Source organism: Turicibacter sp. KK003, from assembly GCF_037014675.1.
GTDB lineage: Bacteria > Bacillota_I > Bacilli_A > MOL361 > Turicibacteraceae > Turicibacter > Turicibacter faecis.
Window position 1 is genome coordinate 2,475,211 of the sequence record NZ_CP142738.1, and the last position, 12,290, is coordinate 2,487,500.

General features: G+C 43.8%; 1 protein-coding gene, 12 tRNA genes, 5 rRNA genes and 1 pseudogene (1 of these 19 running past the window's edge). 2 read left to right on the plus strand and 17 right to left on the minus strand.

The annotated features are described in order from the left end of the window. Positions 1 to 21: 21 nt before the first annotated feature. From VXM77_RS12085 to VXM77_RS12150, 14 genes are all read right to left on the minus strand, one after another. Positions 22 to 97 (minus strand) — tRNA-Ala (locus VXM77_RS12085). 20 nt (positions 98 to 117) lie between these two features. Further along, a tRNA-Pro gene (locus VXM77_RS12090) sits at positions 118 to 194 on the minus strand. A 7-nt stretch (positions 195 to 201) separates the two neighbouring features. After that, a tRNA-Arg gene (locus VXM77_RS12095) sits at positions 202 to 278 on the minus strand. An 8-nt stretch (positions 279 to 286) separates the two neighbouring features. Next, positions 287 to 375, minus strand: a tRNA-Leu gene (locus tag VXM77_RS12100). A 41-nt stretch (positions 376 to 416) separates the two neighbouring features. Further along, positions 417 to 492 (minus strand) — tRNA-Lys (locus tag VXM77_RS12105). 5 nt (positions 493 to 497) lie between these two features. Further along, positions 498 to 572: transfer RNA gene (locus VXM77_RS12110), tRNA-Gln, on the minus strand. Positions 573 to 580: 8 nt separating this feature from the next. Further along, positions 581 to 665, minus strand: a tRNA-Tyr gene (locus tag VXM77_RS12115). A gap of 16 nt (positions 666 to 681) precedes the next feature. Then, positions 682 to 757 (minus strand) — tRNA-Thr (locus tag VXM77_RS12120). A 6-nt stretch (positions 758 to 763) separates the two neighbouring features. Beyond that, positions 764 to 839 (minus strand) — tRNA-Val (locus VXM77_RS12125). Between the two features lie 14 nt (positions 840 to 853). Further along, positions 854 to 930 (minus strand) — tRNA-Glu (locus VXM77_RS12130). Between the two features lie 9 nt (positions 931 to 939). Further along, positions 940 to 1,016 (minus strand) — tRNA-Asn (locus VXM77_RS12135). Positions 1,017 to 1,028: 12 nt separating this feature from the next. After that, positions 1,029 to 1,137: ribosomal RNA gene (gene rrf, locus VXM77_RS12140) — 5S ribosomal RNA — on the minus strand. Positions 1,138 to 1,310: 173 nt separating this feature from the next. Then, positions 1,311 to 4,204, minus strand: a 23S ribosomal RNA gene (locus VXM77_RS12145). Positions 4,205 to 4,296: 92 nt separating this feature from the next. Next, positions 4,297 to 5,813: ribosomal RNA gene (locus tag VXM77_RS12150) — 16S ribosomal RNA — on the minus strand. Together the 16S, 23S and 5S rRNA genes with 11 tRNA genes alongside form the textbook arrangement of a ribosomal RNA operon. A 590-nt stretch (positions 5,814 to 6,403) precedes the next feature. On the opposite strand from VXM77_RS12150, the pseudogene VXM77_RS12155 reads away from it, so the two are divergent. Then, positions 6,404 to 7,501, plus strand: a pseudogene (locus tag VXM77_RS12155) (IS3 family transposase). A gap of 1,303 nt (positions 7,502 to 8,804) precedes the next feature. Beyond that, entirely contained in the window at positions 8,805 to 8,957 is a 153-nt protein-coding gene (locus VXM77_RS12160; protein WP_338506473.1) for a hypothetical protein, read from the plus strand. A gap of 1,362 nt (positions 8,958 to 10,319) precedes the next feature. On the opposite strand, the gene VXM77_RS12165 is transcribed toward VXM77_RS12160, so the two are convergent. The 3 genes from VXM77_RS12165 to VXM77_RS12175 all read right to left on the minus strand — a co-directional run. Continuing rightward, positions 10,320 to 10,393 (minus strand) — tRNA-Gly (locus VXM77_RS12165). A gap of 10 nt (positions 10,394 to 10,403) precedes the next feature. Then, positions 10,404 to 10,512 (minus strand): 5S ribosomal RNA (gene rrf, locus VXM77_RS12170). A 173-nt stretch (positions 10,513 to 10,685) separates the two neighbouring features. Further along, positions 10,686 to 12,290: ribosomal RNA gene (locus tag VXM77_RS12175) — 23S ribosomal RNA — on the minus strand; it runs 1,289 nt beyond the window's last position.

Below are 12,290 nucleotides of genomic sequence, written 5' to 3' on the forward strand. Positions count from 1 at the left end.
TTTTCAAAGATCAATTCTTTTTGGTGGAGACTAGGGGGATCGAACCCCTGACCTCCTGCGTGCAAGGCAGGCGCTCTCCCAGCTGAGCTAAGTCCCCATTCTCTTTTTATTTTTTAATGGTCGGGAAGACAGGATTCGAACCTGCGACCCCCTGGTCCCAAACCAGGTGCTCTACCAAGCTGAGCCACTTCCCGTTTTTTATGGCGCGCCCAAGAGGAGTCGAACCCCTAACCTTTTGATCCGTAGTCAAACGCTCTATCCAATTGAGCTATGGGCGCTATTTAGTTGGTGCCTAGGGCCGGAATCGAACCGGCACGGGTGTCACCACCCGCAGGATTTTAAGTCCTGTGCGTCTACCAGTTCCGCCACCCAGGCTTTTTATCTATGCTTTATGTGTTCTTTTTCAGTTAAAAAAATGGTGTCCTGCAGAGGACTCGAACCTCTGACCCTCTGATTAAAAGTCAGATGCTCTACCAACTGAGCTAGCAGGACATCATTGGCTGGGCTAGCTGGATTCGAACCAGCGCATGACGGAGTCAAAGTCCGTTGCCTTACCGCTTGGCTATAGCCCATTCTTAAGTGGTGGTGGGGGACGGATTCGAACCGCCGAACTCTCAGAGAGCGGATTTACAGTCCGCCGCGTTTAGCCACTTCGCTACCCCACCGTATTCTTTTATTATATGGTGCCGGAAGCAGGACTTGAACCCGCAACCTACTGATTACAAGTCAGTTGCTCTACCAATTGAGCTATTCCGGCTCTTTATGGTGGAGGATGACGGGCTCGAACCGCCGACCCTCTGCTTGTAAGGCAGATGCTCTCCCAGCTGAGCTAATCCTCCACTTTTATTTTTAATGGTGACCCGTACGGGATTCGAACCCGTGTATGCATGCGTGAAAGGCATGTGTGTTAAACCGCTTCACCAACGGGCCATTTTTTAATGGCGCCCCAACTAGGACTCGAACCTAGGACCCCTTGATTAACAGTCAAGTGCTCTAACCAACTGAGCTATTGAGGCTTTTTATTTATGGCCTAGCGACGTCCTACTCTCGCACTTGCGTACTACCCTCGGCGCTAAGGAGCTTAACTTCTGTGTTCGGTATGGGAACAGGTGTGCCCTCCTTGCCCTTATCACTAGACCTTCTGTCAGATTTCATCAATCTCACAAAACTAGATATCTTCTGCTTACTTCTTCTTGTCCGGCAACTCTCGCATCACAGTGGTAAAGTTCAATAACTGTTCATCACCTTCGTGATTCCTCAGTTCTTTTCACTTTCTGCCTGTGATAACCGCTCGTTTTTGCCTTTCCTATTTAGTTAAGTCCTCGATCGATTAGTATCAGTCCGCTTCATCTGTCACCAAACTTCCACTCCTGACCTATCTACCTCGTCGTCTTCAAGGGATCTTACTTCTTTCGAATGGGAAATCTCATCTTGAGGGGGGCTTCACGCTTAGATGCTTTCAGCGTTTATCCCTTCCACACGTAGCTACCCAGCTATGCTCCTGGCAGAACAACTGGTACACCAGCGGTGTGTCCATCCCGGTCCTCTCGTACTAAGGACAGCTCCTCTCAAATTTCCTACGCCCACGACGGATAGGGACCGAACTGTCTCACGACGTTCTGAACCCAGCTCGCGTACCGCTTTAATGGGCGAACAGCCCAACCCTTGGGACCGACTACAGCCCCAGGATGCGATGAGCCGACATCGAGGTGCCAAACCTCCCCGTCGATGTGAACTCTTGGGGGAGATCAGCCTGTTATCCCCGGGGTAGCTTTTATCCGTTGAGCGACGGCCCTTCCATTCGGTACCGCCGGATCACTAAGCCCGACTTTCGTCCCTGCTCGACTTGTTGGTCTCGCAGTCAAGCTCCCTTCTGCCTTTACACTCTTCGAATGATTTCCAACCATTCTGAGGGAACCTTTGGGCGCCTCCGTTACTCTTTGGGAGGCGACCGCCCCAGTCAAACTGCCCACCTGACACTGTCCCCTGACCAGCTCATGGCCACGGGTTAGAACCCCAGTAACACAAGGGTAGTATCCCAACAGCGACTCCTCCAAGACTGGCGTCCTGGTCTCTTCGTCTCCTACCTATCCTGTACATGTGTCACCAGTGCTCAATATCAAGCTACAGTAAAGCTCCACGGGGTCTTTCCGTCCTGTCGCGGGTAACCTGCATCTTCACAGGTACTATGATTTCACCGAGTCTCTTGTTGAGACAGCGCCCAGATCGTTACGCCTTTCGTGCGGGTCGGAACTTACCCGACAAGGAATTTCGCTACCTTAGGACCGTTATAGTTACGGCCGCCGTTTACTGGGGCTTCAATTCAAAGCTTCGCTTGCGCTAACCTCTCCTCTTAACCTTCCAGCACCGGGCAGGCGTCAGCCCCTATACATCACCTTGCGGTTTAGCAGAGACCTGTGTTTTTGATAAACAGTCGCCTGGGCCTTTTCACTGCGGCTTGCTTTCACAAGCACCCCTTCTCCCGAAGTTACGGGGTCATTTTGCCGAGTTCCTTAACAAGAGTTCTCTCGCTCATCTTAGGATTCTCTCCTCGCCTACCTGTGTCGGTTATCGGTACGGGCACCTAATAAATTATCCCTAGAAGCTTTTCTTGGAAGCGTGACATCAGCTGACTTCACCCTTTCGGGCTTTCGGCATCACAGCTCAATGTTTCGCCATGCGGATTTGCCTACATGACCACCTCACTGCTTACACGTGAATCCATTCACACGCTCAACTTAGCCTTCTCCGTCACTCCTTCAGTTTATTAAGTGGTACAGGAATCTCTACCTGTTGTCCATCGGCTACGCCTTTCGGCCTCACCTTAGGTCCCGACTTACCCAGGGCGGACGAGCCTTCCCCTGGAAACCTTAGGCTTTCGATGGATAGGATTCTCACCTATCTTTCGCTACTCACACCGGCATTCTCACTTCTAACCGCTCCACAGCTCCTTCCGGTACTGCTTCTCCGCTGTTAGAACGCTCTCCTACCACTGACACTTCGTGTCAATCCGCAGCTTCGGCGGTCCGTTTAGCCCCGGTACATTTTCGGCGCAGAGTCACTCGACTAGTGAGCTATTACGCACTCTTTAAAGGATGGCTGCTTCTAAGCCAACCTCCTAGTTGTCTGTGCATCTCCACATCCTTTTCCACTTAACGGACACTTGGGGGCCTTAGCTGGCGGTCTGGGCTCTTTCCCTTTTGACCATGGACCTTATCACCCACAGTCTGACTCCCGATCATATCTATCTGGCATTCGGAGTTTGATTGAGATCAGTACCCCGAGGTGGGGCCATCACCCATTCAGTGCTCTACCTCCAGTAGACTCTTATCGAGGCTAGCCCTAAAGCTATTTCGGAGAGAACCAGCTATATCCGTGTTCGATTGGAATTTCACCCCTAGCCACAAGTCATCCAAGCACTTTTCAACGTGCCCTGGTTCGGCCCTCCAGTCAGTGTTACCTGACCTTCAGCCTGCTCATGGCTAGCTCACACGGTTTCGGGTCTACAACATCGTACTCCTCGCCCTATTCAGACTCGCTTTCGCTTCGGCTCCGTCTCTTCAACTTAACCTTGCACGATATCGTAACTCGCCGGTTCATTCTACAAAAGGCACGCCATCACCCTTTAACGGGCTCTGACTAGTTGTAGGCACACGGTTTCAGGTTCTCTTTCACTCCCCTTCCGGGGTTCTTTTCACCTTTCCCTCACGGTACTGGTTCACTATCGGTCACTAGGTAGTATTTAGCCTTACGAGATGGTCCTCGTTGCTTCCGACGGGATTTCTCGTGTCCCGCCGTACTCAGGATCCCTTCCCTGCTTCACACAATTTCACCTACGGGACTCTCACCCCCTCCGGTTGGCCTTCCCAGACCATTCGGCTATCATGTTCAGTCATTTCTGAAGGTCCTTCTACCCCGGATTACTCCGGTTTGGGCTCCTCCCTGTTCGCTCGCCGCTACTTGGGGAATCGATGTTTCTTTCTTTTCCTCCAGGTACTTAGATGTTTCAGTTCCCTGGGTCTGTCTCCTCTATGGCTATTGATTCACCATACGGTGCTAGCGTATGACCACTAGCGGGTTTCCCCATTCGGATATCCCCGGCTCTTTGCTTACTTACAGCTCCCCGAGGCGTTTCGCCGTTTGTCGCGTCCTTCTTCGACTCCTAGTGCCTAGGCATCCTCCGTGCGCCCTTTATTACTTAACTTTTCTTCTTCAGAAGATATCTAGTTTTCAAAGATCAATTCTAGGAAAATCGAAATTCTCCCAAAACTAAACAGAACGTCTCTTTCTCCATAGAAAGGAGGTGATCCATCCCCACCTTCCGGTAGGGATACCTTGTTACGACTTCACCCCAATCATCTACCCCACCTTAGGCAGCTCCCTCCTTGCGGTTAGGCCACTGACTTCGGGTGTTGTAAACTCTCGTGGTGTGACGGGCGGTGTGTACAAGACCCGGGAACGTATTCACCGCGACATTCTGATTCGCGATTACTAGCGATTCCAACTTCATGTAGGCGAGTTGCAGCCTACAATCCGAACTGAGATTGGCTTTATGAGGTTTGCTCCACGTCACCGCTTCGCTTCTCTTTGTACCAACCATTGTAGCACGTGTGTAGCCCAGGTCATAAGGGGCATGATGATTTGACGTCATCCCCACCTTCCTCCAGTTTGTCACTGGCAGTCTCGTTAGAGTCCCCATCTCACTGCTGGCAACTAACGACAGGGGTTGCGCTCGTTGCGGGACTTAACCCAACATCTCACGACACGAGCTGACGACAACCATGCACCACCTGTATCCATTGTCCCCGAAGGAAACCCTCTATCTCTAGAGGCGTCAATGGTATGTCAAGACCTGGTAAGGTTCTTCGCGTTGCTTCGAATTAAACCACATGCTCCACCGCTTGTGCGGGTCCCCGTCAATTCCTTTGAGTTTCAGTCTTGCGACCGTACTCCCCAGGCGGAGTGCTTAATGCGTTAACTTCAGCACTGAGGTTCGACCCCCAACACTTAGCACTCATCGTTTACGGCGTGGACTACCAGGGTATCTAATCCTGTTTGCTCCCCACGCTTTCGCGCCTCAGTGTCAGTTGCAGACCAGGAAGCCGCCTTCGCCACTGGTGTTCCTCCATATCTCTACGCATTTCACCGCTACACATGGAATTCCACTTCCCTCTTCTGCACTCAAGTCAACCAGTTTCCAATGACCCTCCACGGTTAAGCCGTGGGCTTTCACATCAGACTTAATTAACCACCTGCGCGCTCTTTACGCCCAATAATTCCGGATAACGCTTGCCACCTACGTATTACCGCGGCTGCTGGCACGTAGTTAGCCGTGGCTTTCTCATAAGGTACCGTCAATTGATAGTCATTTCCTCCTATCACCTTTCTTCCCTTATAACAGAATTTTACAACCCGAAGGCCTTCTTCATTCACGCGGCGTTGCTCGGTCAGGCTTTCGCCCATTGCCGAAGATTCCCTACTGCTGCCTCCCGTAGGAGTCTGGGCCGTGTCTCAGTCCCAGTGTGGCCGTTCACCCTCTCAGGTCGGCTACGCATCGTCGCCTTGGTAGGCCTTTACCCCACCAACTAGCTAATGCGCCGCAGGCTCATCCATCAGTGATGCCAGGAGCATCTTTAAACTTTCGTCCTATCCGGTATTAGCGATCGTTTCCAATCGTTGTCCCCGTCTGATGGGCAGATCACCTACGTGTTACTCACCCGTTCGCCGCTTCCCACCGAAGTGGTTCGCTCGACTTGCATGTATTAGGCACGCCGCCAGCGTTCATCCTGAGCCAGGATCAAACTCTCCATAATTGTTTGTTTCCTTAGCTTGCGAAATTTCTTTCGCTCATGATTCTTGACGTTCTGTTTAGTTTTCAAAGAACTTCTCTCGCCTTTTGGCGACTCATTTATCTTACCATATTCGACTTTTTCTGTCAAATGTTTTTTATCTTTTTTTGTAAGATTTCTTGTCTGCCTCTCTCGGCGACTTTTCTAGTTTATCATGTTCAACCGTTTCTGTCAAACACTTTTTAACTTTTTTTATTTTCTTTTCCATCGCCTTTTTTGACGACTCATTTATAATACCATTACGATTCTATGTTGTCAAATATTTTTTTATTTTATGCCAACATAAATAATGATTTCTAATAGCCTATTATTACCTTATTGATAATTATACTACCTCCCCCCCATTAAACTTTAAAATTTTAGATAAGTTTATATTATAATTATTAATAAAAATATAACTGACATTAAACCTTTACTTATTATACATATACATGCAATTATTTATATCTGGTGCTAGTATAGTTTTATGGACACATCCTTTTATTAAGTCGTTACATTAGATTTAATAAAAGAATGCGACTTTATGAAAAAAATATAATTCTGAATTTAAATCAATGATTGTTGAACTTTATAAAACTGGTCGTACCGTCAAAAACCTTAGTCGTGAATAAGGCGTTTCAGAAGTAACAATTTACAAATGGATTAAACAATGTCTCCCATCGCTTCAGTGGATGATACTGAAATGACTCTCGAGAAATTTAAACGTATGAAGCAAGAAATTTTACGCTTACAAGAGGAAAATGAAATTTTAAAAAAGGCTATTAACAGTTTCCCTAGCAGTTGAAGAATAGATTGCCGTCGGCAATCGCCAGATGACCATTCCCCACCAAAGGAGTAGATAAATCGTGTGGGGGCCCCATTCACGAGAAAGTAACTCGATCTGAATTATGTCAATTTATTGATCAACATCAAGGGGAACATGATATTTAGCAAATTTGTGGGGTCTTAAAGTTTTCCAAGAAGCACTTATTATCAATCGAAACATCAAATCGAATCGGAAGCGTGAAAATCAAAACCTACTTTAACAAATTAAGCAGATTTATTTTGAATTTCGTCGTCGATATGGAGCGATTAAGATACACCGTCAATTGATTAAAGAGGGACACTCCATTAGCTTAAAACGCGTTCAGCGATTAATGAAATCGGTTGGATTAATCTCGATTATTCAAAAGAAATATACCCTTATAAAAAACCTAAAAAACTTGTTTTAGAGCATCATAATATTCTAGAACAGGACTTTTCGAAGACTTCAATTAATCAAAAACGTGTATCGGATATCACTTATATTCACGTTCAAAAAGAAGGTTGGTACTACTTGGCTTCAGTCACCGATTTACATTCAAAGAAAATTATTGGTTATCATTTTTCTAAGCAAATGACAACGGACGTTATTATCCAAGCTTAAAAAAATGCCTGTGCTTCGCAAAATCCAAAAGAAAAAGTTATACTTCATGCCGATTTAGGGACGCAGTATACTAGCCAAGATTTTCAAAACCTAACCTCAGAACTTAATCTCATTCAATCTTTTAGCCGTAAGGAATGTCCTTACGATAATGCTTGTATTGAATCATTTCATGCCACAAAGAATTCAGGGTTCTATTAATTATTTAACACCTGAAGAATGTGAGCAACTTGCACGACAAGTAGCTTAAAAAATTAACTTTTTGGTGTCCAAAATATTGACCTAGACCCAGCCTTTTAATCAGATAAAAATTTAAGAATATCAAAATAGGCTATATTTCCCCTCTATTTGTAACAATTAGGTATATGTCTTCTATCTTCTATGATATTTCTTTTAAAAAGGTTTTTATATTATTAGGATTTTTTTAACTTTGCTAACATAGTTTATTTAAATATTATTATATATATTTGGGTGTTTATATTGCTCTGTTAAGCCTACATACGAAATAGCTTTCCTTGATTTATCGAGTGAATTAAAACCATTAAATAATCTATTGTAAGTATTTAATTTCTCTTTCAATAAAACACTACTTAATTATTACAGATCACTATCTTACTATAATCTATCTTTTAAGTGCTTAAAATTTAAAAAGTCTATATTAGTCATACTATAAAAGGGGAGTTATTTGAATAAATAAATCAATAACAAAATTAAGAGTATTAAAGGTGTTAACCTGAAAGACTACAGATTCGATTATTTTACCCCCGCGTCATAATCTAATCGAATCTAAAAAAAATATCTTGGTTAATTAATTATATTAACTCATATAATGTAATAAATTTTTATTTTATCTCAATACTATTTAACCTAGTTAATAAGAGTACTGAAATTTTATTTATACCATAAACATTTCGTATATGACACCTTTACTTATGTTTACATTTTACGAACTTTATCTCAACCAATAAATGTGGATGAAGGATTGAAAGAATTATATAGTATTATTTGCATATTACCTTAATGTCTCCCTCAAAATATTAGACTAAAACAACGACAATTTGGAGTGTTTTTTATATGACTCGATATTGTTCAAAATTAAAGTTTTTAATGAATATTTACAAGGTTTTTAGGGCATTGATTTCGTCCTAAAAATTATCAAATTTCGAGTCGGCCCCAAACTAAAACCTGATTTAGGCTAAATAACTAATAACTAATCACAAAAAAAACGATTGATAGTCTAAAAACAAGAATCTACTGGAGAATTTAAGTTAACTGTATACAACTAAACTAAGAAAACGGATGCTTCATATAACCAAACTGCTATTCATTTTGGAAGATCAGACATAGGAACTATTGGGAATTAGAATGCAACGATTGAAAAAGTGGCGTAGAAGCACTACTTAAATCGAAAAGAAGACCTCAGCCACCTACGATAAAATTAAAATCCTCTTTCTAACCAAAACATTAATACCTGAACAAGAATTAGAAGAAATTAAATTATTAATAATTGGATATGAATACTTAAAAGTGTGTCACAGCTATGGGATTGCGCCATGAATCCAAAGAATACAATTAAAAAATTAACAACTCATTTTAAATTAATTAGTATTTTAAAGATAAACAAATTTCCTAAATCAAGCTATCATTATTGGATTAAAAAGATGGGACATGAGGATCCGGATCAAGAGCCTCGAACGAAATCCTAGCTTAAATATTTTTAAAGAAACTGATGAAATTCACGGTTACCGTTGAATTATAGATAAACTTCATCATCAAGAGCAGCAGATTAACCATAAGAAACTTTATCGTCTAATGAAAAAGCTAGAAATTAGTTGTATTAGGTTCAGCCATAAAACACGCAAATATCATTCATATAAAGGAACCGTCGAGAGCTAGTTAAGAATCGAATTAACCGTTTATTTAGTATGCCACCCTCTTATCAGAAACTGAAAACAGATGGGACTAAGTTTAAAATACAGGAAGAAAAATATAATAATCCTCCATGCGGATCAAGAATGGTAGTATCAAAGTCAGCAACGATTTAAAGCATTAAAGAGATACAATATTTTCTAAAGCGTGTCACAAAGTTGAAATTCTCTGGATAACTCACCAATGAAAAACTTCTTCGTAATCCTTAAACAAGCTATACCCTAGCAAGACATTTAAAGCCAATAAGGAATCAAAAGAAGCAGCGAAAACAATATGTATATTACTATGATACCTCTAAATAAGTTAAAAGAAAATTGGCTATTATGTGTCTCAACAAATATCAGATTCATACTAGCCAATTAGCTACATAATATGAAGTTCAACTTTTAGGATCCCCCCACATTTGTTTTTGGTTCTATAATATTCAATGTTGCTAATCAAGCAGCACTTTTTTATAGTATCGAAAAAAAAGAGCTCAAGTCTCAATTCTTTTACAATATTATCGACCAAAGCAATATTCAAAGGATAAGATTTGATGTTTTACTCATATTTTACTAGAAAACATTACTAGAAAACATTTAAATATTAAAGATAAAAATATCTTGAGGAAGTGAAGTTAATTGATTTATCTCCTGAGTTAAAATCTATATCAAGAGTTACTTTTTGCTCTTCAGACGAAAAACTTAGAACGATTTAATCATTTGCTTGAAACGCAACATTCACTTATTTCTCCTGAACTTCAAATAGCTTTCTAAAACTTTAAAACTTATCAATCTTATATCAAAGATACTCTCTCAACCCCTTACACATACGGTCCTAGCGAAGGAGTTAATAATAAAATTAAGGTCATTAAGCGTATTGCCTTTGAATATCGTGATTTCATCACTGGGTCACCTGGCGGACGTAGCAAAGCTCGTACATTACCTCCATTGCTAGGGTAATTAAATCTCGTATTCTCATGGTTCAAAATCTAACAAAGCCTAAAACAAAAATCCTAGCAGCATAGCTACTAGGATTTCCATTGGTATTTTCGTTGTAACAGGTTAAAAATTAATTAACAACACTATTTGACAAAGAATCGAAAAAAAGTCGGAAATAATTAATAAAAAAAACATCCCGAAGGATGTTGATTGGCTATTTGGAGCGGGTGAAGAGAATCGAACTCTCACAGTCAGCTTGGAAGGCTGAAGTTCTACCATTAAACTACACCCGCATTTTTTTCGGCCTAGCGACGTCCTACTCTCGCACTTGCGTACTACCCTCGGCGCTAAGGAGCTTAACTTCTGTGTTCGGTATGGGAACAGGTGTGCCCTCCTTGCCCTTATCACTAGACCTTCTGTCAGATCTTATCAATCTCACAAAACTAGATATCTTCTGCTTACTTCTTCTTGTCCGGCAACTCTCGCATCACAGTGGTAAAGTTCAATAACTGTTCATCACCTTCGTGATTCCTCAGTTCTTTTCACTTTCTGCCTGTGATAATCGCTCGTTTTTGCCTTTCCTATTTAGTTAAGTCCTCGATCGATTAGTATCAGTCCGCTTCATCTGTCACCAAACTTCCACTCCTGACCTATCTACCTCGTCGTCTTCAAGGGATCTTACTTCTTTCGAATGGGAAATCTCATCTTGAGGGGGGCTTCACGCTTAGATGCTTTCAGCGTTTATCCCTTCCACACGTAGCTACCCAGCTATGCTCCTGGCAGAACAACTGGTACACCAGCGGTGTGTCCATCCCGGTCCTCTCGTACTAAGGACAGCTCCTCTCAAATTTCCTACGCCCACGACGGATAGGGACCGAACTGTCTCACGACGTTCTGAACCCAGCTCGCGTACCGCTTTAATGGGCGAACAGCCCAACCCTTGGGACCGACTACAGCCCCAGGATGCGATGAGCCGACATCGAGGTGCCAAACCTCCCCGTCGATGTGAACTCTTGGGGGAGATCAGCCTGTTATCCCCGGGGTAGCTTTTATCCGTTGAGCGACGGCCCTTCCATTCGGTACCGCCGGATCACTAAGCCCGACTTTCGTCCCTGCTCGACTTGTTGGTCTCGCAGTCAAGCTCCCTTCTGCCTTTACACTCTTCGAATGATTTCCAACCATTCTGAGGGAACCTTTGGGCGCCTCCGTTACTCTTTGGGAGGCGACCGCCCCAGTCAAACTGCCCACCTGACACTGTCCCCTGACCAGCTCATGGCCACGGGTTAGAACCCCAGTAACACAAGGGTAGTATCCCAACAGCGACTCCTCCAAGACTGGCGTCCTGGTCTCTTCGTCTCCTACCTATCCTGTACATGTGTCACCAGTGCTCAATATCAAGCTACAGTAAAGCTCCACGGGGTCTTTCCGTCCTGTCGCGGGTAACCTGCATCTTCACAGGTACTATGATTTCACCGAGTCTCTTGTTGAGACAGCGCCCAGATCGTTACGCCTTTCGTGCGGGTCGGAACTTACCCGACAAGGAATTTCGCTACCTTAGGACCGTTATAGTTACGGCCGCCGTTTACTGGGGCTTCAATTCAAAGCTTCGCTTGCGCTAACCTCTCCTCTTAACCTTCCAGCACCGGGCAGGCGTCAGCCCCTATACATCACCTTGCGGTTTAGCAGAGACCTGTGTTTTTGATAAACAGTCGCCTGGGCCTTTTCACTGCGGCTTGCTTTCACAAGCACCCCTTCTCCCGAAGTTACGGGGTCATTTTGCCGAGTTCCTTAACAAGAGTTCTCTCGCTCATCTTAGGATTCTCTCCTCGCCTACCTGTGTCGGTTATCGGTACGGGCACCTAATAAATTATCCCTAGAAGCTTTTCTTGGAAGCGTGACATCAGCTGACTTCACCCTTTCGGGCTTTCGGCATCACAGCTCAATGTTTCGCCATGCGGATTTGCCTACATGACCACCTCACTGCTTACACGTGAATCCATTCACACGCTCAACTTAGCCTTCTCCGTCACTCCTTCAGTTTATTAAGTGGTACAGGAATCTCTACCTGTTGTCCATCGGCTACGCCTTTCGGCCTCACCTTAGGTCCCGACTTACCCAGGGCGGACGAGCCTTCCCCTGGAAACCTTAGGCTTTCGATGGATAGGATTCTCACCTATCTTTCGCTACTCA

What these genes read in the sequence shown, in the direction of transcription:
- VXM77_RS12160 (WP_338506473.1), top strand. Translation starts at nt 8,805, where the DNA reads ATGAATCCAAAGAATACAATTAAAAAATTAACAACTCATTTTAAATTA.